This is a genomic window from Flammeovirgaceae bacterium (genome assembly GCA_015180985.1).
In the GTDB taxonomy this organism is placed as follows: Bacteria; Bacteroidota; Bacteroidia; order Cytophagales; family Cyclobacteriaceae; genus UBA2336.
Genome location: CP054185.1, coordinates 232,649 through 254,228, shown reverse-complemented (window position 1 = coordinate 254,228; position 21,580 = coordinate 232,649). Strand labels below are relative to the sequence as shown.

26 protein-coding genes are annotated in these 21,580 nt (G+C 46.5%); 18 read left to right on the top strand and 8 right to left on the bottom strand.

From position 1 onward, the window contains the following. Positions 1 to 10: 10 nt before the first annotated feature. Positions 11 to 469, bottom strand: coding sequence for a thioesterase family protein (locus tag HRU69_01190; GenBank protein QOI96175.1), 459 nt, complete (start codon positions 467 to 469; stop codon positions 11 to 13). Between the two features lie 73 nt (positions 470 to 542). Continuing rightward, on the bottom strand, positions 543 to 935 hold the full coding sequence (locus HRU69_01185) for a DUF2007 domain-containing protein (protein QOI96174.1): 393 nt from the start codon (positions 933 to 935) through the stop codon (positions 543 to 545). A gap of 110 nt (positions 936 to 1,045) precedes the next feature. On the opposite strand from HRU69_01185, the gene HRU69_01180 reads away from it, so the two are divergent. From HRU69_01180 to HRU69_01155, 6 genes are all read left to right on the top strand, one after another. Next, positions 1,046 to 1,558, top strand: a complete 513-nt coding sequence (locus tag HRU69_01180; protein QOI96173.1) for a sigma-70 family RNA polymerase sigma factor — start codon at positions 1,046 to 1,048, stop codon at positions 1,556 to 1,558. Then, the gene (locus tag HRU69_01175; GenBank protein QOI96172.1) at positions 1,548 to 2,075 is read left to right on the top strand and encodes a hypothetical protein; all 528 of its coding nucleotides are present in this window, start codon (positions 1,548 to 1,550) and stop codon (positions 2,073 to 2,075) included. The genes HRU69_01180 and HRU69_01175 overlap by 11 nt, the downstream gene beginning before the upstream one ends. Before the next feature lie 20 nt (positions 2,076 to 2,095). Further along, entirely contained in the window at positions 2,096 to 2,632 is a 537-nt protein-coding gene (locus tag HRU69_01170) for a DUF4252 domain-containing protein (GenBank protein QOI96171.1), read from the top strand. Between the two features lie 72 nt (positions 2,633 to 2,704). After that, complete coding sequence (locus HRU69_01165) at positions 2,705 to 3,244, top strand: DUF4252 domain-containing protein (GenBank protein QOI96170.1); 540 nt, start codon at positions 2,705 to 2,707, stop codon at positions 3,242 to 3,244. A 13-nt stretch (positions 3,245 to 3,257) separates the two neighbouring features. Further along, complete coding sequence (locus HRU69_01160) at positions 3,258 to 4,151, top strand: ATP-binding cassette domain-containing protein (GenBank protein QOI96169.1); 894 nt, start codon at positions 3,258 to 3,260, stop codon at positions 4,149 to 4,151. A 5-nt stretch (positions 4,152 to 4,156) separates the two neighbouring features. Next, a complete protein-coding gene (locus HRU69_01155; GenBank protein ID QOI96168.1) occupies positions 4,157 to 4,960 on the top strand; it encodes an ABC transporter permease subunit in 804 nt (267 codons plus the stop codon). Between the two features lie 18 nt (positions 4,961 to 4,978). Here the strand turns inward: HRU69_01155 and HRU69_01150 are convergent, their stop codons facing one another. From HRU69_01150 to HRU69_01140, 3 genes are all read right to left on the bottom strand, one after another. After that, positions 4,979 to 5,632, bottom strand: coding sequence for a cation transporter (locus HRU69_01150; GenBank protein QOI96167.1), 654 nt, complete (start codon positions 5,630 to 5,632; stop codon positions 4,979 to 4,981). Between the two features lie 4 nt (positions 5,633 to 5,636). Then, a complete protein-coding gene (locus HRU69_01145; GenBank protein ID QOI96166.1) occupies positions 5,637 to 6,896 on the bottom strand; it encodes a beta-lactamase family protein in 1,260 nt (419 codons plus the stop codon). Positions 6,897 to 6,961: 65 nt separating this feature from the next. After that, positions 6,962 to 7,534 carry a helix-turn-helix domain-containing protein gene (locus HRU69_01140; protein ID QOI96165.1) on the bottom strand — a complete coding sequence of 191 codons (573 nt, stop codon included), beginning with the start codon at positions 7,532 to 7,534 and terminating at the stop codon, positions 6,962 to 6,964. 160 nt (positions 7,535 to 7,694) lie between these two features. On the opposite strand from HRU69_01140, the gene HRU69_01135 reads away from it, so the two are divergent. The 6 genes from HRU69_01135 to HRU69_01110 all read left to right on the top strand — a co-directional run bounded on the left by HRU69_01135 (position 7,695) and on the right by HRU69_01110 (position 12,944). Next, the gene (locus HRU69_01135) at positions 7,695 to 8,588 is read left to right on the top strand and encodes a dihydrodipicolinate synthase family protein (protein QOI96164.1); all 894 of its coding nucleotides are present in this window, start codon (positions 7,695 to 7,697) and stop codon (positions 8,586 to 8,588) included. A 28-nt stretch (positions 8,589 to 8,616) separates the two neighbouring features. After that, the gene (locus HRU69_01130; GenBank protein QOI96163.1) at positions 8,617 to 10,095 is read left to right on the top strand and encodes an aldehyde dehydrogenase (NADP(+)); all 1,479 of its coding nucleotides are present in this window, start codon (positions 8,617 to 8,619) and stop codon (positions 10,093 to 10,095) included. A gap of 78 nt (positions 10,096 to 10,173) precedes the next feature. Continuing rightward, on the top strand, positions 10,174 to 11,172 hold the full coding sequence (locus tag HRU69_01125) for a 4-hydroxyproline epimerase (GenBank protein QOI96162.1): 999 nt from the start codon (positions 10,174 to 10,176) through the stop codon (positions 11,170 to 11,172). A 21-nt stretch (positions 11,173 to 11,193) separates the two neighbouring features. Continuing rightward, complete coding sequence (locus tag HRU69_01120; GenBank protein QOI96161.1) at positions 11,194 to 11,433, top strand: hypothetical protein; 240 nt, start codon at positions 11,194 to 11,196, stop codon at positions 11,431 to 11,433. Further along, on the top strand, positions 11,430 to 11,690 hold the full coding sequence (locus tag HRU69_01115; protein QOI96160.1) for a Txe/YoeB family addiction module toxin: 261 nt from the start codon (positions 11,430 to 11,432) through the stop codon (positions 11,688 to 11,690). Before HRU69_01120 ends, HRU69_01115 begins: the two co-directional genes overlap by 4 nt. Before the next feature lie 3 nt (positions 11,691 to 11,693). After that, positions 11,694 to 12,944, top strand: a complete 1,251-nt coding sequence (locus HRU69_01110; protein QOI96159.1) for an FAD-dependent oxidoreductase — start codon at positions 11,694 to 11,696, stop codon at positions 12,942 to 12,944. A 1-nt stretch (position 12,945) separates the two neighbouring features. On the opposite strand, the gene HRU69_01105 is transcribed toward HRU69_01110, so the two are convergent. After that, positions 12,946 to 13,311, bottom strand: coding sequence for a hypothetical protein (locus HRU69_01105; protein ID QOI96158.1), 366 nt, complete (start codon positions 13,309 to 13,311; stop codon positions 12,946 to 12,948). A gap of 183 nt (positions 13,312 to 13,494) precedes the next feature. Between HRU69_01105 and HRU69_01100 the strand changes: the two genes are divergently transcribed. Next, the gene (locus tag HRU69_01100; protein ID QOI96157.1) at positions 13,495 to 13,833 is read left to right on the top strand and encodes a single-stranded DNA-binding protein; all 339 of its coding nucleotides are present in this window, start codon (positions 13,495 to 13,497) and stop codon (positions 13,831 to 13,833) included. Between the two features lie 42 nt (positions 13,834 to 13,875). On the opposite strand, the gene HRU69_01095 is transcribed toward HRU69_01100, so the two are convergent. Next, a complete protein-coding gene (locus HRU69_01095) occupies positions 13,876 to 14,421 on the bottom strand; it encodes a biopolymer transporter ExbD (protein QOI96156.1) in 546 nt (181 codons plus the stop codon). Positions 14,422 to 14,543: 122 nt separating this feature from the next. On the opposite strand from HRU69_01095, the gene HRU69_01090 reads away from it, so the two are divergent. The 5 genes from HRU69_01090 to HRU69_01070 are packed head-to-tail and all read left to right on the top strand — an operon-like array spanning position 14,544 to position 19,910. After that, entirely contained in the window at positions 14,544 to 16,547 is a 2,004-nt protein-coding gene (locus tag HRU69_01090; protein QOI96155.1) for a BatA domain-containing protein, read from the top strand. 6 nt (positions 16,548 to 16,553) lie between these two features. Then, entirely contained in the window at positions 16,554 to 17,813 is a 1,260-nt protein-coding gene (gene pyrC, locus HRU69_01085) for a dihydroorotase (protein QOI96154.1), read from the top strand. Positions 17,814 to 17,823: 10 nt separating this feature from the next. Next, positions 17,824 to 18,351 (top strand): DUF4199 domain-containing protein, encoded by a 528-nt coding sequence (locus HRU69_01080; GenBank protein ID QOI96153.1) that lies wholly within the window; start codon positions 17,824 to 17,826, stop codon positions 18,349 to 18,351. A 2-nt stretch (positions 18,352 to 18,353) separates the two neighbouring features. Further along, positions 18,354 to 18,905, top strand: a complete 552-nt coding sequence (locus tag HRU69_01075) for a DUF4199 domain-containing protein (protein QOI96152.1) — start codon at positions 18,354 to 18,356, stop codon at positions 18,903 to 18,905. Beyond that, positions 18,906 to 19,910, top strand: a complete 1,005-nt coding sequence (locus tag HRU69_01070) for a glycosyltransferase family 2 protein (GenBank protein QOI96151.1) — start codon at positions 18,906 to 18,908, stop codon at positions 19,908 to 19,910. Positions 19,911 to 20,283: 373 nt separating this feature from the next. On the opposite strand, the gene HRU69_01065 is transcribed toward HRU69_01070, so the two are convergent. Next, entirely contained in the window at positions 20,284 to 21,561 is a 1,278-nt protein-coding gene (locus tag HRU69_01065) for a HAMP domain-containing histidine kinase (GenBank protein ID QOI96150.1), read from the bottom strand. Positions 21,562 to 21,580 lie beyond the last annotated feature (19 nt).

The window sequence follows — 21,580 nt, the reverse complement described above, 5'->3', positions numbered from 1 at the left end:
ACCAAAAGGTTTATTCTCTTTTTTCAGTATGTTCAGAATTTAATTGAAGTTTTCTTTTAACTGGTTCAGGTACGGGCGTTACTTTTCGAACAGCATAATCAAAACAAACAACACCGGTTTTTCCGTATGCCACATCTTTTCCGGTGGCTTTATTCCGAAGGCGATACATAAGGTCAAACCCGTATTTAGTAAAATCAGTCGCAGCAATTTCGATGGTGAGCACATCACCCAGGAAGGACTCTGACTTATAAACCACAGCCGCATCAGTAATGATCTGGCCGATGGTTCCCTCCAGGCTGAGCTCGCTTTGAAATCCCAGTTGCCGGTAATACAACACACGGGCCTCTTGCATGATAGTAAGGAAGGAGTCATTACCCACATGCCCGCCATAGTTCAGATCGGAAACCCTTACCGGGAGTTCGCATATAAAGTTGAACGTTTCAGGTAAAACAAGGTGAATTCGGGGCATCTTTTTATTTCCAGAATAACTGAGTGTGGCAATTTAAAACAATTCATTTGTTTTAAATCCGGGTTAGCCCTGCTTAAAACTCCTGATCACAATCTTTACATCGCGAAACTGTTTTTGGCGGAAACAATACAAAGAATAGCGAGAAGAACAGGGAAAGAATAATGGAAGCCGGTTTTCGGCTGTATCCGGTTTCAATGTTTGCTGATTTACAACGCGGACATCGGATCGGCTCCTCATCCGGCTGCTGAACAACTTCGCTGAGTACTTCTGTTGCCCGCGTTTTATCTTTCTCAAAAATATGAAGCCGCACACTAAACCGTGGGTTTTGAATGGGATACAGGTTGGCCAGGTTTTCTTCGCTCAAAAAACAGGGAATACCGTAGGCATCGAGCTTGGTTTTGGCAATGTTTGCCTCAATGGCACCGCCAAACGTTTTGAGTACAATGATTTTATCCTGTTTTTCCATGGTTTTACCGATACATGATGGATGTCCACGTTAATATCCGTATAAAAAAACTTTTGAAGTAAGCTGTAACAAATAAACCCGCCAGGCGTCTGGTTAATGGATTTGAAAGAATGGATTTGCACGCTTTTCAAAACCGAGTTCTTCCTGTTAAAAACAAGCTTTTTCGGTTTGCCCTGCGCATGCTGGGTAATGAAGACGAGGCTAAAGATGTAATTCAGGAGGTATTTATCCGGGTATGGAAGGGACGCGATCAACTGGCCGACATAGAGAATATGGAGGCCTGGTGCATGCAAATAACCAAAAACCTTTCGCTGGATAAGCTAAGGGTACAAAAACGAATGAAAATACATTCCACATACGAACGTGTTACCATGCAACACCCGGATGTTACCCCGGATGTAAGGGCAGAGCTTCATGAAAGTATGCTGAATGTAAATCAATTGATTGCAGGCTTGCCGGAAAAACAACGACAGATTATTCACCTACGGGATGTGGAAGGCTACACGTACAACGAGATTTGCGATATTTTAGAGCTCGATATGAACCAGGTGAAAGTAAACCTGTTCAGGGCGCGAAATGCTGTTCGGGAAAAACTGATGAAAATCAATGCGTATGGACTCTAAGCGTGCAGATGAGCTGCTAAAAAAATATTGGGACTGCCAGACCTCGCTTGATGAAGAAAAAGAACTCCGCGAGTACTTCAGGCAAACCGATGTTCCGGAAGACCTGGCGCCTGCCGCCAGTCTCTTCCGTTACTTTGATGAACAAAAGACTAATTCACTGAATGATGATTTTGACCAGTTGGTGATCGGCAGAATGACGCAAACCAGAAAAAGCGGTACACCGGGAATCAAAACGCTATTTACCTACTCGATCCGCATTGCCGCTGGTGTGGCCGTATTGGTGGTGGCCGTCTTTCTGGTACGCCAGGAATTGCAGCGGGCAGATGGCGTTGCGGCAAATGCCGATTTGGTTGATACGTACGATGATCCGCAAAAGGCATTTGAAGAGACAAAGAAAGCCCTTGAAATGATTTCGCGTGGATTTGTAAGGGCCGAGCAACAGGCAAAAAAGATCAACGTTTTCAATGAAGCACAGGAAAAAATTCAGAATCAATTAAAGAAAGAAGCAGAATTATAACTAAAACAAAAATTAAAACTATGAAGAAGGTAATTATAGTGGTAACGCTGGTAGCCCTGGGCACGGGCGTATATGCGCAGGGTGAGGCAATAGCAAAGTTTTTTAATAAGTACGCTACCGATGATTCATTTACCACGCAGGTAACCATTTCAGGCAAAATGTTCAGTTTGTTTACTGACATGGAGGCAGAAACCCCGGAAGATAAAGAAGTGCTGGACGCCATCAGTAAACTTAAAGGGCTTCGCATTATCGGCAAGGACAATACCAGCGATGCGCGCAACCTGTACAAAGAAGCCTTTGGAATTATCACTGCAAACAAGTATGAGGAATTGATGGCCGTTCGCGATAAGGACAAGGATATGAAGTTTTACATCCTTGAAAAAAGCCCCGGCAAAATCAGCGAGCTGGTAATGCTTTCGGGCAACGGGCAGGATTTTATGCTGATGAGTTTGTTTGGCGAGATTGATCTGAAACAAGTCTCACGTATTGGCCGTAAGATGAATGTGGAAGGCCTGGAGAAACTGGAGAAGGTGGATGAAAAAAAGAAGAAGAGCTGATTTAGCAGAAGTTATAATAACAAAGCAACTGCAAAACCCGGCAGTTGCTTTGTTCGTTTTAAAAACCAGTGTATGAAAAAACTTATTTATTGCTGCCTCCTAATTGTTTCATTTGGTGCAACCGCCCAGAGCAAGGCCACCGAAAATCTGCAGAAAAAATTTAATGATTCATTTTCATTGTTCTTTTATCAAAATACGCTCCGCATGATCAATCAGTCTGAGAATAAGGAATTTGATGAATTAATTAAGGACATCGAGAAAATGAAGTTCCTGATGATTGACAAAAAAGATGCATTTAAACCAACCGATTATCAGCGCTTAAAGCAAGACTATGCAGCCGAAACCTTTGAAGCAGTAATGACCACCCGCTACCAGGGAAGGAACCTGGATGTTCTTCTAAAAGAAAAATCAGGCAAAACGCAGGGAATGGTTGTGCTCGTAAATGATTCGGCAAATTTGTACGTGTTGGATATTGTAGGCCGTATTGCGCTTGACCAGGTAACCACCCTGTATAAGGCTATTGACGAGAGTGCCGATATCGGCACTAAAATTAAAAACTTCTCTGAACGTAATGCAAAGCGCAAGGATGACGACAAAGAAAACAATCACTAATCTTCATTAAACTTTGGCAACGGTTCTTTCCATCCAAAACCTGTCCAAACACTTTGGCCGGATCAGGGCCGTCAATAACCTGAATCTGGAAGTAAAATCCGGACAGGTATTTGGCATGCTTGGCCCGAACGGCAGTGGTAAAACCACTACGCTGGGTATGCTGATGGGCGTAACCAACCCCACTTCAGGAAGTTTTTACTGGTTTGGCGAGGAGCCCACACCTCAAATCCGGAAGCGAATCGGTGCGGTACTTGAGCATCCTATTTTCTACCCTTACCTGAGCGGACAGAAGAACCTGGAGCTAAACGCGATGATCAAGGAATGTGCTGCAGAAAATATTCCTCGTGTATTAGATCTGGTTGAGCTTACCGATCGGAAAGACGATAAGTATAAAACCTACTCTTTGGGTATGAAGCAGCGCCTGGCTATTGCGTCTGCATTGCTTAACGATCCAACCGTGTTGATTCTGGACGAACCGACTAACGGCCTTGATCCGATGGGTATCGCAGAAATCCGCGACATCATCCGCAAAATCGCTGCGCAGGGTAAAACTATCATCCTGGCCAGTCACCTGCTGGATGAAGTGCAAAAAGTGTGCACCCATTTTGCCGTATTAAAAAAGGGAAACATGATTTATACCGGACCGGTTGGCGAGGTTGGCAGCGGTGCCGAAGTGGTTGAAGTGAATGCTGACGTTGAAACCCTGAATGAACTGCTGCTCGACTTCTCCGGAACGTCATCCATCAATAGGGAAAACGGCAGTTACCATGTTTCGCTGCGGGAGGGGTTTACCGGCAAAGACCTTAACCGGTTTCTGTTTGAAAAAGGTGTTGTTGCGTCTCACCTGGTAACTAAACGAAAGAGCCTCGAGAAACAGTTTCTTGAAATTCTATCGGAATCAAATTGACCAACATGCTGCACCTGCTTAAGATAGATCTTAAAAAACTGCTCAATTACAGAACCTTCTGGATTATCTGCGGCTTGTACTTTTTCACGTTGCTCATGGCCACGGCCAGCGGTATGGAGTTTTTAAAATGGCTTGCCCGCACGGTTGAAGGATTCGGGCAATCGATTAATATTAACCGCATTCCGTTGTATCATTTTCCGGATGTTTGGCAAAACCTGGCCTGGAGCAGCGGGCTGCTGAAGATAATGATTGCTATCATGGTGGTCATCTCCATCACCAATGAATATTCGTACCGCACCATCCGGCAAAACATTATTGACGGACTGAGCAGGAAGGATTTTTTGATTTCAAAGATTTTAACGAATCTGGTGTTGGCTGCACTCAGCATGATGCTCGTTTTTCTGGTGGCACTGGTTACCGGCCTTATTTACTCGCCATCCTACAATATCGACTACATGTTTCGGGGGATTGAATTTTTTCCGGCTTACTTCCTCGAGGTTTTTGCCTTTCTTTCGTTTGCACTTATGCTTGGTGTTTTTGTGCAGCGATCAGGTCTGAGCATTATTTTATTACTGAATTCTTACCTGATTGAACTCATCATAAAAGAAAACCTGGACAACTATTTTCCGGAGGCCATCCGTTTTTTTCCGCTCGAATCCATCATGAACCTGGTGCCATTGCCCTTTGCACGGTACGCCTTCCAGGAGATACAGGATTATGTAAGCCTTTCGGCTGTAGCCATTGCCCTGGTATGGACGTTTCTGTTTAACTATTTCAGCTACCTGAAGTTGAATAAAGCTGATATCTGAAGGGTTCAATCTTACAGGCTACGGGTGATCACAACCGCAGTACTTATTGCTGGCTGCTTTTTCAAAGCACTCTTTTCCTTCTTTGTAGGAAAACCATGCCAGTCCCAGGGTACCGGCTGCATCAATGTACGGCAGGCCGGTGAGTTCATACAGGCCGCTCGATAAGAGTAGAATTATCGACATATAAACACAAACCAGTGTACAGTTTGCATCGGCTAAAATGGCTTCCGACTTCAGCCGGTGGCCGGTGTACCGTTTGCCGTATATCAGGCCGAGCATAACCGCAATACTGATGATTGAAATAATAACACCCCAAAATGTGGTTTCCGGTTTTTTGCCGAGGTAAATTACCCATGCCGCTCCTGCTACCAGGCCAACAGCCAGCAGGTAGAAGGCTGTTCCGGTTATGCGCAACGCGGTGCGTTCAAATGAATCACGGTTAGCTGTTGGATGGTGCCGGATGCGCAGCACCATATGCATAATGCCGATGCCGGAAATCATTTCAATGAAACTATCAACCCCAAAGCCGAAGAGCGTAAGCGTTTCATCTTCATAGCCGAACCAGGTGGCAATAATTCCTTCGGCCAGGTTGTAGATAATGGTAAAAACTGCCAATGCCAGGGCAATGGAATAGAGTTTTTGATTTTTTTGGTTGGTTGTTTCAGTTGTCAATGTACTAATCAGCTAGGGCCTGATAGGTAAGCACTTTAAACTTTTCGCCAATACTCCAGTGTGCTGTTTCATAAATATTGGTGAAAATCAATCCGATCAGTTTCTCCTTGGGGTCAGCCCAGTAATGGGTATTAAAAGCTCCGGCCCACGAAAATGTTCCGAGCGAAACAACAGAAGAATGATCGTTGGAAGTTGTTTCCAGACCGAAACCCAAACCAACCGGTGAGGCGTTGATGGCTGCAACCTGGTTGGTCAGCATCAGCTCAACGGTTTTCCGGCTGATTAACCGAACTCCGTTCAGTTGACCGTAATTCAGAAAAAGCTGCAAAAATTTTGCATAGTCTTCAACGGTTGATGACAATCCGGCTCCTCCTGAAAAATAGCTCCCTTTCAGTTTCGGGTAGTCAGGGTTGACTTTATCGTACATGTTGGTTGTTGCTTTTTGAAGTTTTCCATCGCGGCCGCTGTACAACGGCACCAGGCGGGCGTGTTTTTCAGCGGGCAGGTAGAACCAGGTGTCGTTCATGCCCAGCGGCTCAAAAATGCGCTTTCGCAGAAATTCATCGAACGGCATGCCCGACCAGATTTCAACCAGGTAGCCCAGCACATCGGTGTTTAATCCGTAGGTAAACCGCTCTCCGGGCGCATGCTTTAACGGAAGGCCACCTAAAATTTTCATCTTGTCAGCCAACACTTCTTTATCGTTACCGATGCCGCTTGGCACACCTGCTTTGGCATAAATGGCCTTAAACTCTTTGCTGCCGATGGCTGCATAATCAATGCCCGAGGTGTGGGTAAGCAACTGCCGGATAGTGATTTCTTTGTTGGCTGGCTCCGATACGAAACTACTGTCGGCCGGATTGAATGTTTTTAACACTTTGGGGTTTTTAAATTCAGGAATGTATTTCGAAACGGGGTCATCAAGCAAAAACTTTCCCTCCTCCCAAAGCATCATTACGGCCAGGCTGGTAATGGCTTTGGTCTGTGAAGCAATGCGAAAGATGTTGTCTTTCTGCATCGCTTTTTTGGCTTCTGTATCGCTATATCCAAACGCCTGGTGATACACAATTTTGCCGTTGCGCACCAGCAGCACCACTGCCCCTGGAATGCCTTGTTTGGCAACCAGGTCGTTCACCATTGCATCAATCCGCTTAAGTCGTTCGGCTGAAAAACCAACCGTTTCCGGTTTGGCCTGAACAAACACTTGTGCCCGGGCCGGCAGGGCCATAAGCACAATAAGGATAAGAAAAGTAAATCGCAGCATAAACGTTGGTTAAGACTTGTTTCAAAAGTACTGAACAAACCCGAAACCCGTACCCCGCAACCCGATTACCCTTTCACATGCCCCCAGTTCTTTCCGGATTTAATCCGATAGAGTTGCATCTCCGAAATGCCAAATTGCTTGGCAATGATTTTCATTCTTGTTTTTCCTTCAGCCAACTTGCGCTTAATGAGCTTCACACGCTCGGTAGTAAGTTTTTGTCCGCGACCCGAATACTCAGCCTTCGATTGAATGTAGTTCGGATCTTTCACCATGTGGGCGTGTTTTTCATCGCGCGTAACCCACTTGAGGTTACGGTAATAGTTGTTTTCTTTCTTATGGTCAAGATGGATAACAAACTTATGGGCCGCACTGGGCCGCTCGCAAAAGTATTCAGCTACCAGGCGGTGCACCAAAAACCCGTAACTCTTTCCGTTTTTGCGCAATTGAATACCCGGGTATTGTTTAATGTAGCTGTGTTTCATAAAGTACCCGTTATCATGGGTGTTCCAAAAGGCTACCACCCGGCCGAAATTCGAGATGGCGTACCGTTGCCCATCACTTGCTTTAAAGCCTTTAACGGTTTCCAGTTTTTCTGAAGAATAAAATTTAAGCGTCTGAATTTTCCGGGGCGTACTCATGGTTGGGTTGGCTGGTAACAAATGTAAAATTGAATTAGCCATAATTCCGAAATTGGCTGGTTCCTTTTCTAACTTCGGTAGTTTAGGCGTACAAGCGGTTGCGGGAAGGCTATGGGTATTAGGGCAATTCGTATAACTTTGGCCGGATAAAAAACTGTGTATGATTTCATGGAATGGTGTTTACCCGGCATTAACCACCAAGTTTACAGCTGAGGACAAGCTTGATTTTGTTCTTTTTGAAAAAAACCTGAAGGCCCAACTTACTGCTGGCGTTGAGGGCGTAATCCTTGGGGGTACGTTGGGAGAAGCGAGTGTACTGAACAATGAAGAAAAATTAGCGCTGCTAAAATTTACTGTTGAAAAAGTTGCCGGAAAGGTTCCGGTGGTGATAAACATTGCCGAAGGGAGCACACGCGAAGCGGTAAAGCAGGCAGCCGAAGCGGAAAAAAACGGTGCTAAGGGATTAATGATGCTGCCCCCCATGCGGTACAAGTCTGACCACCGCGAAACAGTAGCCTTTTTCAAGGCGGTAGCCGATTCAACCTCATTGCCAATCATGGTATATAACAACCCGGTTGATTACAAAGTTGAAGTAACCATTGATATGTTTGCTGAACTGGCTGCCATTAAAAACGTACAGGCCGTAAAAGAATCTACCCGCGATGTATCGAATGTTACACGCATGATTAACCGCTTTGGCGATCGGTTTAAAATCTTGTGCGGTGTCGATACCCTGGCTATGGAAGAGTTGGTACTCGGAGCACATGGCTGGGTAGCCGGACTTGTTTGTGCTTTTCCTGAAGAGACTGTTGCTGTGTATAAACTCACCAAGGCAGGAAAGACAGATGAGGCGTTGAAAATTTATCGGTGGTTCCTGCCTTTACTTGAATTAGACATCCACCCGAAGCTAGTGCAGTACATTAAACTGGCTGAACAGGAGGTGGGTTTAGGTTCGGAGCAGGTACGCGCACCGCGCCTGCCACTGGTTGGTGAAGAACGCGAACGGGTTTTAAAAATTATCCGTGCCGGAATCAATAGCCGCCCGAAATTGTAATACTACGTACTGACACCCTGCTGTACAAATGACGTTTACTGACACCACACCGGAAGACCTGAGCAAAACGATGCAGGAATCTCACCTGGCGTTTTTGTCGTACAAGAATTTTTCAGGCAAGAAAAAGGCCGGGTTTCTGCGGGCCATTGCCGATGAAATAGAAGCTCTGGGTAATACCTTGGTGCAAACCGCCATGCGCGAAACCAACCTGCCCGAAGCCCGCATTATCAATGAGCGCAGCCGCACCACCTGGCATTGCCGCATGTTTGCCGATTTGGTTGAAGAAGGCTCGTGGATTGAAGCACGGATTGACACCGCCCTACCCAACCGCATGCCGGCACCTAAGCCCGATATACGCAAAATGCTTGTGCCCATCGGACCAGTGGTAGTTTTTGGAGCTGCAAACTTTCCGCTAGCCTATTCAACTGCCGGTGGTGACACGGCATCAGCTCTTGCCGCCGGGTGTACTGTAGTGGTAAAGGCACATCCTGCACACGCGGAAACATCAACCCTGGTGGCATCGGCCATTCAAAAAGCCATGGAAAAAACCGGCATGCCCAAAGGTGTTTTTCAGCATGTGTACGGGGCCGGTTTTGACGTTGGGCAAGCGTTGGTAAAACACCCGCTTACAAAAGCCGTAGGCTTTACAGGTTCTTTTGCCGGAGGTAAAGCACTTTTTGATCTGGCTAATCAACGTCCTGAACCGATACCGGTTTTTGCTGAAATGAGCAGCATCAACCCGGTTATGCTTTTGCCTGAAACACTTTCGCGCGATGCGGAAACAACGGCTAATAAATTAGCGGCCTCCATCACGCTGGGTGTTGGGCAGTTTTGCACGAATCCTGGACTAATCATAGCTATAGAAGGCGATGGATTGAATCGGTTCATACAAAGTCTTTCGTCTGAAATCGGGAAGGTTCTGCCGGGGACAATGCTGCACCAGGGTATTGCCGATAATTACCATAAGAAATTAAAAGAGACTCTAGCACAGAAGGGCGTTACTGTTGAAGGACAAGCGGCAGATGCTGGCGGCAAAGAACAAGGCCGCCCCCTGGTAGCTTCGGCACCGGGCGAAGAGTTTATTAAAAACCCGGCTCTGGCCGAAGAGGTTTTCGGACCGTTTTCGTTAATCATCCGTTGCAGAACTATTGATGAACTTCATGCCGTGGTGAACCGCATCCGGGGTCAGTTAACTACTACAGTTATTGCCGATGAACCGGAGCTGATAAAACATCGAAACTTGCTCAACATCCTAGCGGAGAAAGCAGGACGAATTATTATGAATGGTGTGCCGACAGGCGTAGAGGTTTGTCCTTCGATGATGCATGGCGGACCCTTCCCTGCCACAACCGATTCGCGCTTCACCGCAGTGGGTACCGATGCCATTAAGCGATTTGCAAGGCCGGTGGCTTTTCAGAATTTTGCCGATGCCCTGTTGCCCGAAGAATTGAAAAACAGCAATCCCCTGGGTATATGGCGATTGGTTGACGGAAAGTGGGAAAAATGACCTTGACTGAAACTGATTGCAGACTTTTGGCTTCCTGCCGGCTGCTCTGCTAACAACTAATAACCAACAACCAACAGGATGAACATTTTCAAATGCATTGATGCGCACACGTGTGGTAACCCCGTTCGGGTAGTTGCCGAAGGCGGCCCGCAACTTCAAGGTGCCAACATGAGTGAAAAGCGGCAGCATTTTATGCGAGAATATGACTGGATTCGTAAAGGGCTGATGTTTGAACCGCGTGGCCATGATATGATGAGCGGCAGCATTTTATACCTACCATCCGATCCGGCCAACGATGCTGGTATTTTATTTATCGAAACCAGCGGCTGTCTGCCCATGTGCGGGCATGGCACCATCGGTACGGTAACGGTTGCCATTGAACACGGCCTGGTAAAGCCAAAAACTCCGGGTGTGCTTAACCTGGAAGTGCCTGCCGGACTCGTTCGCGTGGAATACAAACAGGAGGGCAAAAAAGTGAAGTCGGTAAAAATCAGAAATGTAAAAGCCTACCTGGCTGCCGAAAATTTAAAGGCCGAATGCCCGGGCCTGGGCGAACTTACCGTGGACGTTTCCTATGGCGGAAATTTTTATGCCATTGTGGATGTACAGAAAAATTTTCCGGGGCTTGAGCACTTCACGGCCGACCAGCTGATTAGCTGGAGCCGTGTGTTGCGGAAAAACATCAATGCCAACTATACCTTCGTGCATCCGGAAAACTCCACCATCAACGGGTGCAGCCACATCCTTTGGACAGGCCAACCGATTGACCCTGGCGCTACGGCACGTAACGCAGTATTTTATGGTGATAAGGCAATCGATCGTTCACCCTGTGGTACCGGTACATCGGCACGTATGGCACAGTGGTATGCCAAAGGAAAACTGAAAAAAGGCGAAGCCTTCATTCATGAAAGCATCATCGGCTCAACGTTTATCGGCAGAATAGAAGAAGAGACAGAACTAAGCGGTAAGCCGGCCATCATACCCAGTGTTGAAGGCTGGGCAAGGGTGTACGGTTTCAACACAATAACCATCGTCCCGGAAGATGATCCGTATGCGTATGGGTTTCAGGTAATTTGATACATTTATTACCTTTATATTATGATTACAACGTATAGAATAAAGGCAAGCCAGCTTACTGAAGATATTCTAAAGTCGATTCAAGAGGCTTTTCAGGATAAAGAAATTGAAATAACCGTGACCGAGGTGATTGACGAAACTGATTATCTATTGTCAACCGAAGCCAATCGAAAACACCTATATAAATCAATAGAAGAAATTAAACTGGGAGAAGGTATACCCTTTACCTTGGCTGAACTCCAGGAAAAATATTTGAAATGAGAAAGATTGTATTCAGCAGGGAAGCGCTGATGCAATTAGATGAATGGAAGGCGACTCAGCCACAGATTGCTATTCGAATTGTTGCCTTGATTACCGGAATTTCTGAGAATCCATTTGCAGGAATTGGTAAACCCGAACCTTTAAAACACTCTTTAAAAGGAAAATGGTCAAGGCGAATAACCCGTGAACACCGACTGGTTTATGAAGTAACCGATTCGGAAATCCGGATAATCTCCTGCAAATTTCATTACGATTAGATTATGGCTCAGGTAGGAATTATCGGAGGAGGAATTATCGGACTGAGTTCGGCTTACTATTTAATGCGGGCAGGCCACCAGGTTATCGTTATTGATCAAAGCGATTTAAAAGACGGCTGCTCCTTTGGCAATGCCGGCATGATTGTGCCCAGCCACATTATTCCACTGGCCGCACCGGGCATGATTAGCAAAGGTATCCGCTGGATGTTCAACTCAACCAGTCCGTTTTATGTAAGGCCACGCCTGAGCGGTAACCTGTTAAAATGGGGCTGGCAGTTTTACCGGCATTCAACCAAAGATCATGTTGAGCGTGCTGCCCCGGCTTTGAAAGAACTTAGCCTGCTCAGCAAAGCCATGTACCAGCAACTGGCTAAAGAGCTTCCGTTTGATTTTGGATTCCATGAGCGGGGTTTGCTGATGCTCTACCAAACAAAAGAAACCGGGCACGAAGAAATTGAAGCGGCAACTTTTGCCAATAAGCTCGGTATTGAGGCGCGTGTGCTTTCGGCAGCTGAAGTGCAGGAACTTGAACCCGATATGCGGGTGAGTGTAAGAGGAGGAGTTTATTATCCGGGCGATGCCCACATCACTCCGCAGGCGTTGGTAAGCCAGTGGATTCCTTATTTAATAGCTAATGGTGTTGCTTTCCATACATTAACCGAGGTGCAGGATTTTACGATTGGAGCAGACAAGATAAAATCGGTAATAACAAATAAAGGCCATTTCGATTTTGATGAAGTGGTTATTGCCACAGGTTCATGGTCAGGGTTGCTTGTTTCCAAACTGGGCATTACCCTGCCGATGCAGGCCGGCAAGGGATACAGTTTTACCCTAAACAACATAGCAAAGAATTCGCGCATACCTTCCATCTTTCTGGAAGCGCGTGTAGCCGTAACGCCAATGGGCAGTTCGCTGCGCTTTGGCGGTACCATGGAGATAACCGGTGTAGATCACTCTATAAATATGAATCGGGTAAAAGGAATCGTGAACGCCATTCCCCGGTATTATCCTGATATAAAAATTAATATGCCTGATGCGAAGGACGTGTGGCATGGGCTTCGTCCCTGCTCGCCTGATGGCCTGCCGTACATCGGCCGATCTAGAAGTTTCTCCAACCTGGTCATTGCTACGGGTCACTCCATGATGGGATTGAGTTTAGGGCCGGGCACCGGTAAGTTGGTGGGCGAGATAGTTAACCGGGAAAGACCATCCGTTTCCCTGAATCAATTTGATCCGGAACGTTTTGGCTGGTAGCCTACATTTCTTTTTTTACTACTAACAGGAAGTAATCCTTGTCCATTTCCAGATACCCCTGTTCATAACAGTATTTGTACACGGCTCCTTCTTTGGTGGTGTAGGTTCCTGTAAAATAGGTGAAATCAAAACCTTTCTCGTTCAGTTTACTTCGGCTTACGCGGGTTTTACCGGTGGTGTTCAACTCGGTCAGAATGCGCCTGTTTTTGCGCAAAATGTTGTTTACGTTGCGCATGTAGTTGGTTTCATCGCTGTTCAGTTTGTTGTTATAACTGATGCGGCACGGGTCGGAACAGAATTTTTTGTCGGCCCGGCCTTTTATTTTTTCCCCGCACTCCAGGCACACCTTTTCATCGTTTTTTGCCATGATTTCGCTGATTTTTGCTTATTTCTTAAGCGTTGCTAAACGTTTACAAACGAATATAACCGAAAATAAGCGATTATCATACGAGTCGGGTTTTTTTATGCCCACACCTTTGCATCGTCAATCGACACTATTCGGTTGGCGCAATTCACAAAATCGTATGTTAAACCAATAAACAATACCGTTATGAAAAGTTTAAGAAACAGCGTGCAGTTAATCGGTCGGTTAGGCAAAGACCCGGAAGTGAAAACGTTTGGCGACAAGACGCGGGCCTCATTCTCCATTGCTACTTCAGATTCGTACAAAAATCAAAAAGGTGAAAAGGTGCAGGATACGCAGTGGCACAACGTGGTCATCTGGGGTAAACTGGCGGGCATAGCCGAGAAATACCTGAAGAAAGGAAACGAAGTGGCCATTGAAGGTAAACTGGTACACCGCGTGTACGAAACCAGTGCCGGTGAAAAGCGCTACATCACCGAAATCAACGTGAATGACCTGGTGATGCTGGGTGGTAAGCAGGCCTGATTGCACAGAAAAAAAACCCGGTTCGCAACGGAACCGGGTTTTTTATTTTACAGCCGTTGGCTCTGCGATGGAAATATTCATCGGAATTCCTTGCTTACCCTTTTCGTAAAGCAGCCGGTCGGCCGGTATCGTTAAATCAAGGTTTCTAAATTGTTCGGGTGAAATGCCTGCCCGTTGAGCATAAATTTCATAGTATGCCGACTGGATCTCGTCCAGCGCCAGAATAACTATACCATAACGGGTACCCCGATCGGCCCGGAGTGATACGATGGCTTTTTCCGGATTTTCGGAGGCATTTGGAATAACACCATAATTCAGTATGAATTGTTTAATCTCTTCTTTTAATCCGTACAGGCTTGGTCGGTGTTGATTTTCTACCATGAACTGATTCTGTGAATTGATTTGTATTCTCAAAATATTTCGTTCATGAACAGGAAGCGGATCGGTTGGTAAATACGATGGTAAAAGTATAGCAATGCCTTTTTCATTTTTAATTACAGTGGTTAACAGGAAGAATGATATCAGCAGGAAAGCGATATCGGCCAGGGATCCTGAATTGATTGGCGGAGTTAAACGTGCCCGGTTCATACACCTGTTTTTTTATGAATAGAATCAGAGTGATTATGCAAAGTCACTACCGGTTGTATAATTTGATGCAACTTGCGGGTTGGTAATTCGTAAATCGTAGTTTGTAATCGTATTTTGCAACAATGAGTTTTGTATCGCCTGGCTTTCTATGGGCATTAAGTGTGCTGGCTATTCCGGTACTCATTCACCTATTTAGTTTCCGGAAGACCCAGCGGGTTTATTTTTCATCCAACCGGTTTCTGCGCCAGGTACAGCAGGCTACTTCTGCCAAACGAAAACTCAAACATTACCTGATTCTGGCAGCCCGGCTCCTGTTTCTCCTGTTTCTGGTACTGGCTTTTGCCCAGCCCTTTATTCCTGCTACCGAACAGGTTTCGGCCATGCGTAGCATAACGTTGTATGTGGATAACTCCATGAGCATGTCGGTACCTTCGCATGACAATGTGCGTGCACTGGACGCGGGTATCAATTTTGCCCAACAGGTTATTGAAGTTTTTCCACCGGATACACGCTATCAGTTGGTAACGAATGACTTTGCTCCTTTCTCCAATTCGTTCAAAACCAAAACCGAGGTCACTGATCTGCTAACGCAGGTAAGGCTAAGCCCCATTAGTCGCACCGTTAATGAGGTTCGTGAACGCATCACCAATTCTGAGGGCCAGGCAGCTACTGATATATTCTGGATATCCGATTTCCAAAAGTCAACATTTGGTGAGCCGCATGCTCAATGGTTAACCGATAGTTCCCAACGCCTTCACCTGGTTCCCATCACCCGTATGCCACAGGCCAATATCTTTGCCGATACGGCCTGGTTGGAAAGCCCGTTTGTTGTAGGTGGCGAAAAAAATACGCTCCATGTGCGCCTGCGCAATGAGGGCACAAAATCCGTGGAGCAGTTGCTGCTTAAGTTAAGTATTAATAATATACAAGCGGGTACGGCAATGGTTTCCATACCCGCAAAATCTACAGCACAAACATCCTTTGACATTGTAACCGGTTTAAGCCGGTTTAGTCGGGCGGTTATTAGTTTTAACGATTATCCGGTGGCGTTTGATAATGAGTTTTATCTTTCGCTTAATTTTTCGGATAAAATACGGGTGTTGGAGATCAAATCAATACCGGCAGCCACCGTGATTGAAAAAGTATTTGGAAACAAGTCGGTGTTCTCCTTCCGTTCTTTTCTTTCAGGTAACATAAACTACAGCGAGCTGCTGGAGGCTGATTTGGTTGTGCTAAACAGCTTGGATCGGGTTGAGCCTCCGCTTCAGCAAGTGCTTAATGATTACCGTGCCTCCGGACGAACCTTGTTAATTATTCCATCGGCCAATCCGCAATTAAAGGACTACCAGACGATAACCGGAATAGTAACGTTGAAAAAAGCTGAGGACCTCGAGAACCTGGAATTGGCACCACCCGACCTAAATAATCCTTTTTTCGAAAATGTGTTTGAAGAGCGAAACACCCGGCTGGCATTGCCGGTGGCCCGAAGGATCCTCGATTGGGGGGCTGACCGCTCCGCTTTGCTCCGACTAAAAAACGAGCAACCTTTTTTATCGCGTTTTGGCCGAACAGGCTTAACGTACCTGCTGGCTTCACCACTTACAAACGAGTACACCGATTTTGCCAGTAACTTTTTGTTTCTGCCGGTTATGTATCGGATGGCTTCCACCGGTAAGAAAGTTGAAAATAAGCCCTATTACCTGTTAACGCAGCCCATTATTACCTTGCGGGCCGACAGCCTGGCGGGCGAACAGCCGGTGCGGCTGGCCGGGCAACAGGAAGTTATACCCCCACAGCGCAAGGTGGGCAGCCGGCTGGTGATGGAGTTGCCCCGGTTTTCAATGAATGCCGGATTTTATTATGCTTTGCACCGGACCGATACCCTTGGCCTTCTCGCGTTGAATCAAAGTAAACTGGAGTCGTTACTGGATCAATATACCCCACAGGCGGTTAAAGAAAAACTGGGTAATGGTAAAAAAATTACCATTTTCGAATCAAATACATCCGAAACTTTCAGCAACGAAATAAAAGCCAGATATTTGGGGACACCTTTATGGAAATATGCGATACTGTTGGCGTTACTCTTCCTGCTGGTGGAAATTTTGCTGGTCCGGTTTCTTAAATAAGACTTAATGAAAGTACTTATTCAGTCTGCCAAAATTCTCGACCCCAACTCACCTTTTCATAAAAAAATACGAAACGTTGTTGTTCAAAACGGTCGCGTAACCGATATCGGTGAAAAAAATTACCAGGCCGATAAAGTGATAAAAGCCGAGGGCATGCTGCTGAGCCCCGGGTGGTTTGACCTGGGCACGTATGTTGGCGACCCGGGCTTTGAGCACAAAGAAGACCTGGAGTCGGTAGCCAAGGCCGCCATGGCCGGAGGGTTTACCGAAATAGCCGTACTGCCCAATACCCAGCCGGCCATTCAAAGCAAAAACGATGTTACCTACCTGACCAGTGCCAACAGCAGCCGCCTGGTACACGTGCATGCACTAGCCGCGGTTACCCGTAACACCAAAGGGGAAGAACTGACCGAAATGATGGACCTGCACCAGGCCGGTGCCGTGGGCTTTACCGATGGACTAAAAACCATTTGGAACACTGATATTTTTCTGAAAGCCCTGCAATACCTGCAGCAGTTTAATGGTGTGCTGATTGATCATCCCGAAGACATCTGGCTGAACATGTTCGGGCAAATGCATGAAGGTGTTCAAAGCACCATGCTGGGGTTAAAAGGAATGCCGCGCCTGGCCGAAGAGGTAGCCATTCACCGCAACCTCGATTTACTTCAGTATGCCGGTGGCCGGTTGCACATCGCCCGTCTTTCATCGGCCCGATCGGTTAATCTGCTCCGGAGTGCTAAGAAAAAATTACCGGTAACCTGCGATATCGCAGCCTATCAACCCCTGCTGGATGACACTATGCTGGCCGGGTTCGATACAAATTATAAAGTGAATCCGCCCTTGCGTGAAAAACGCGATAACGATGCGCTGATCCGGGGGCTTAATGATGGTACTATCGATGTTATCTGCTCAGGCCACCTGCCACAGGATATTGAAAGCAAGAACGTGGAATTTGATCATGCCGAGCCGGGCATCATCAACCTGCAAACCATGGGCGCCAACCTGGTGGCTTTGGCTGAACTGGTAAAGTGGGAAGTACTGATTGAAAAAGTAACGGTGGCCCCGCGCAAGGTGTTAGGTCTTGAACTGCCAATCGTTGATGTAGATGCAAAAGCCAACCTTACCTTGTTTGACCCGGAGCGTACCTGGACGTTTGATGAAAATAGCAATTTCAGCAAGTCGGTAAATTCGCCATGGTACGGTAAACCGATAAAAGGAAAAGCCGTGGCTGTTTTTAATAATGGCCGGCAGCGCATTGACGATTAACCGGAAATTCATGTTGCGGAGTTTGGCACTTATTTCAATTCGCTGGGGAGCTATTGCCTCGGTGCTGGCCGTGTCGCTGATGATAACCATGTTCTACCTGGGGCGGCACCCGCTTATGGTGGCTCCGTTTCTTGATTTTCGCATTATCCTGTACGGCATTTTTATTTTCTTTTCCCTGCGCGAATTCCGCGATTATCACCAGGATGGGGCCTTGTATTTCTGGCAGGGTATGGCCGGCAGTTTTATAATGGTAGCCGTGGCAGGCCTGCTGGGCGCTTTGTTCTTTTGGATTTTCGGTACCCTGGAAAGCGAATTTGTGCCTTCCTATGTTCGGCAAATGACCGACTACCTTAAAAACTTTCCTGAGGAGGATATCCAGCGCATCGGAAAAGAGGTTTATGAAAGTAATTTAAAAAGCCTTCCATCGACTAACATGGCGCAACTGGCCTCCACCTACCTGGCCCAAAGCTTCGTAATCGGCCTGCTTGTAAGCATTATAATGTCAGTCATCTTACGAAAACAACCTAAAACAAATTAGTTATGGAAGAGAACACCTCATCACCAACCCTTGTAAATCATGCTATTAAATGGGGCGCTATCCTGGCCGGTGTAACTACGGTATTGGTTATGCTGCTGTATGCCGTTGATTACACCTTAATGGCAGGCTTCACATTTATCATCATTGCAACTGTATTGGGCATCGGCATGGTAATTTATGCGGGAATAAATTACCGCAATCAAATTGGCGGTTACATCCCATTTGGAAAGGCCTACCTTCATGGCCTTCTGGTTTTTGCTGTTGCCGGAGTGATCTCCACAGCGTTTTCGTTTTTACTGTATTTTGTTATTGATCCCGACTTACCCGGTAACATGGTTGATGCCATTATTGCCAATACCGAAAAGACCATGGAAAACTGGGGGGCGCCTCCAGATGCCATCGAAGAGCAGATTGAAAAAATGCGTGAAGATATGCCGCAAAACTTTACTGCATTCGGATTAGTTAAAGGCTATTTTACCGGATTAATCTGGTATATTATCTTGTCGCTGATTACCGGCCTGATTGTAAAGAAAAACCAGCCGGAAATGGTGTAAATGAGTAATCTGAATATATCGCTTGTCATTCCAGTACTGGACGAAGAGGAGTCGCTGAACGAACTGACTCAATGGATAAGCCGTGTGATGGAAGCGCACGGCTTATCCTATGAGGTGCTGTTTGTGGATGACGGCAGCACCGATAACTCATGGCAGCAAATTGTATTGCTGAGTCAGGCCAGTCCCAATATTAAAGGCATTCGGTTTAACCGTAACTATGGTAAATCGGCTGCGTTGCAAACGGGCTTTCGTGCCGCACAGGGCGAAGTAATTATCACGATGGATGCCGACCTGCAGGACAGCCCTGATGAAATACCCGCTCTGTACAACATGATTAAGCAGGAGGGCTACCACCTGGTATCGGGCTGGAAGAAAAAACGCAACGACCCGCTTAGTAAGACCGTACCGTCTAAATTTTTCAATGCCGTTACACGCAGGTTGTCGGGTATCAACCTGCACGATTTTAACTGCGGCCTGAAAGCGTACGATAAAGCCGTGGTAAAGCACATCTCGGTGTATGGCGAAATGCACCGGTACATACCCGTTATAGCCAAGTGGGCCGGCTTTAAAAAAATTGGCGAAAAGGTGGTGGAGCACCGCGAGCGCAAATACGGCCATACCAAGTTCGGCTTTGAACGGTTTGTGCGCGGCTTCCTCGATTTGCTTACCATAACCTTTGTAGGCCGTTTTGCCTTGCGGCCGATGCATTTTTTCGGAACGCTCGGCATTCTTTCTTTTCTGGCCGGATTTGTTTTTACCGCTAAACTTTTCTGGGATAAGATTGACTCGGTTTATTTCTCTCACATTCCGCTAAAGCGTGATATTACCCAGCAACCCATATTTTACCTGGCGCTGGTAGCCGTAGTGATCGGGGTGCAGCTTTTTGTAACCGGCTTTTTGGCCGAACTGATTACGCGCCAGTCGCTTTCAAAGAAAGATTACCTTGTGATTGACCGGGTGGGTATGGATGAATTGCCTGCCGGCAAAATGAAGGTGGTAGGTTAAAAGAACTTTATTTCTTTCTGAGGAAATAGCTGCTGTTACGCACGTTATCTTTTTCTTTGTGAAATCTTGGTGACTTGGTGTCTTCGTGGCTTAATTTCGTAGATTTTTTCTTGCCACAAAGACTCAAAGGCATTAAGGCATCACTAAGTACGTAACATCAGGTAGTAAGTCTTTGTATTGTTTTTATCGGTTTCAACAAGGGTGTCACCTTTGATTTGGTAGGGTATTGTCAATTCATGAGAGTCGGATGGTGATGGTATCAGCATTCCCATCTGGGCAGCCGTTCAAGCATGGAAGGCGAAATATGTAATTGTTTTTTGGCTCCTCCCGGCAAGCGAAGCAATCACGAGTAAAAATAAAATTGATCGGTGCTTTATAAATTTATAAGCGGCAACCTTACCGTAAACGAAGATCCTTCGCCATACACCGTTTTAACCGAGATGCTGCCTCCCATTTTTTTACACACTTCGTTAACAATATATAGCCCCAGGCCGGAGCCTTCGCCATGGGCATGTGCGCGGTAAAACATATCGAACAGTTTTCCGCGGTGGTTATCCGAAATGCCCAGCCCGTTATCTTCAACGGTAAGGTACCAGTGCGGATTTTCGATGCCGGCCGAAATGCGGATGTAGGGATTGGGCTTGGCCGGATCGTAATACTTTACGGCATTGCTTATCAGGTTCGACAGGATCATCCGCAGGCGACCTGCATCAGTAATGATGCTGAAGGTTTCCGGCACATGTAATTGCAACTCCTGCTTGCCAAAATCGCGCATGTGGCTTAGCTGACTCACCACCTGGCGGATCATGTCGGACAGTTTTACTTCTTCCAATTTTATTTCCATGCGCGAGTTGCGCGAGTTATCGAGGATGTCGCGGATGAATTGATCCAACGTGTTTACACGCCCGCTGATCAGGGCTACCAGGCTGTCTTTTTCTGATTCGCTCTTCGCCAGGTTATACAGGTTTATCAGCCCGAGGATGGAGCTGAGCGGTGCGCGCAGGTCGTGCGAAACGCTGTAGGCAAACTGATCCAGTTCAGCATTCGCTTTGGCAAGCTGGTTGTTTTGATTTTGCAATATCCTTTCGGAGTGTTGGTTAAGTGTGGTGAGGAAGTAAATTATAGCCACACTGGTAACCAGTGCTACGGTAATATTAATGGTAAGGTAAATGTTGGCATAGGCAGGAGGCACCACGTTATGGTTTAGCAGGTGGCCTTCCGTCCAGTAAGCGGTGAGGCACAAAATCAAAGCCAGCGCACTGAAGCCCAGTGCAAGAAATTTTTTCTGAATGCCAAATAAGGCAAAGGCGGTCAGGCTGGTGCAGATAAAGTATGCATAAATGCCGGTGTAAAAAGGGTCGCTGTCGGCAAACAGAAAAACAACCCCGTTAATGGCAATCATAAAAACAATACTGGCCAGCGTAAAATAACGCCTGCGGTTTAAGAGCAGGGTAATGGTTCCGGCAATCATTGCGAAAATGTAGAACGGTGAATTTCCGGTAATGCGATAAAAGGCATCCGCAATGATGTAAACCGCACCCACCGTTATTGAAATGATAGCCAGTGTGGCCCGCAAAAGGGCGGTTTTATATTCCAGGTGCGAGGGTATGGGCTGGGGACCGAGTAACCAGTTTTCGAAGCGTGAGCGCATGGAACAGGTAGTGACTAAA

What these genes read in the sequence shown, in the direction of transcription:
- HRU69_01190 (QOI96175.1), bottom strand. Translation starts at nt 469, where the DNA reads ATGCCCCGAATTCACCTTGTTTTACCTGAAACGTTCAACTTTATATGC.
- HRU69_01185 (QOI96174.1), bottom strand. Translation starts at nt 935, where the DNA reads ATGGAAAAACAGGATAAAATCATTGTACTCAAAACGTTTGGCGGTGCC.
- HRU69_01180 (QOI96173.1), top strand. Translation starts at nt 1,046, where the DNA reads ATGGATTTGCACGCTTTTCAAAACCGAGTTCTTCCTGTTAAAAACAAG.
- HRU69_01175 (QOI96172.1), top strand. Translation starts at nt 1,548, where the DNA reads ATGGACTCTAAGCGTGCAGATGAGCTGCTAAAAAAATATTGGGACTGC.
- HRU69_01170 (QOI96171.1), top strand. Translation starts at nt 2,096, where the DNA reads ATGAAGAAGGTAATTATAGTGGTAACGCTGGTAGCCCTGGGCACGGGC.
- HRU69_01165 (QOI96170.1), top strand. Translation starts at nt 2,705, where the DNA reads ATGAAAAAACTTATTTATTGCTGCCTCCTAATTGTTTCATTTGGTGCA.
- HRU69_01155 (QOI96168.1), top strand. Translation starts at nt 4,157, where the DNA reads ATGCTGCACCTGCTTAAGATAGATCTTAAAAAACTGCTCAATTACAGA.
- HRU69_01145 (QOI96166.1), bottom strand. Translation starts at nt 6,896, where the DNA reads ATGCTGCGATTTACTTTTCTTATCCTTATTGTGCTTATGGCCCTGCCG.
- HRU69_01140 (QOI96165.1), bottom strand. Translation starts at nt 7,534, where the DNA reads ATGAGTACGCCCCGGAAAATTCAGACGCTTAAATTTTATTCTTCAGAA.
- HRU69_01135 (QOI96164.1), top strand. Translation starts at nt 7,695, where the DNA reads ATGATTTCATGGAATGGTGTTTACCCGGCATTAACCACCAAGTTTACA.
- HRU69_01130 (QOI96163.1), top strand. Translation starts at nt 8,617, where the DNA reads ATGACGTTTACTGACACCACACCGGAAGACCTGAGCAAAACGATGCAG.
- HRU69_01125 (QOI96162.1), top strand. Translation starts at nt 10,174, where the DNA reads ATGAACATTTTCAAATGCATTGATGCGCACACGTGTGGTAACCCCGTT.
- HRU69_01120 (QOI96161.1), top strand. Translation starts at nt 11,194, where the DNA reads ATGATTACAACGTATAGAATAAAGGCAAGCCAGCTTACTGAAGATATT.
- HRU69_01115 (QOI96160.1), top strand. Translation starts at nt 11,430, where the DNA reads ATGAGAAAGATTGTATTCAGCAGGGAAGCGCTGATGCAATTAGATGAA.
- HRU69_01110 (QOI96159.1), top strand. Translation starts at nt 11,694, where the DNA reads ATGGCTCAGGTAGGAATTATCGGAGGAGGAATTATCGGACTGAGTTCG.
- HRU69_01105 (QOI96158.1), bottom strand. Translation starts at nt 13,311, where the DNA reads ATGGCAAAAAACGATGAAAAGGTGTGCCTGGAGTGCGGGGAAAAAATA.
- HRU69_01100 (QOI96157.1), top strand. Translation starts at nt 13,495, where the DNA reads ATGAAAAGTTTAAGAAACAGCGTGCAGTTAATCGGTCGGTTAGGCAAA.
- HRU69_01095 (QOI96156.1), bottom strand. Translation starts at nt 14,421, where the DNA reads ATGAACCGGGCACGTTTAACTCCGCCAATCAATTCAGGATCCCTGGCC.
- HRU69_01090 (QOI96155.1), top strand. Translation starts at nt 14,544, where the DNA reads ATGAGTTTTGTATCGCCTGGCTTTCTATGGGCATTAAGTGTGCTGGCT.
- pyrC (QOI96154.1), top strand. Translation starts at nt 16,554, where the DNA reads ATGAAAGTACTTATTCAGTCTGCCAAAATTCTCGACCCCAACTCACCT.
- HRU69_01080 (QOI96153.1), top strand. Translation starts at nt 17,824, where the DNA reads ATGTTGCGGAGTTTGGCACTTATTTCAATTCGCTGGGGAGCTATTGCC.
- HRU69_01075 (QOI96152.1), top strand. Translation starts at nt 18,354, where the DNA reads ATGGAAGAGAACACCTCATCACCAACCCTTGTAAATCATGCTATTAAA.
- HRU69_01070 (QOI96151.1), top strand. Translation starts at nt 18,906, where the DNA reads ATGAGTAATCTGAATATATCGCTTGTCATTCCAGTACTGGACGAAGAG.
- HRU69_01065 (QOI96150.1), bottom strand. Translation starts at nt 21,561, where the DNA reads ATGCGCTCACGCTTCGAAAACTGGTTACTCGGTCCCCAGCCCATACCC.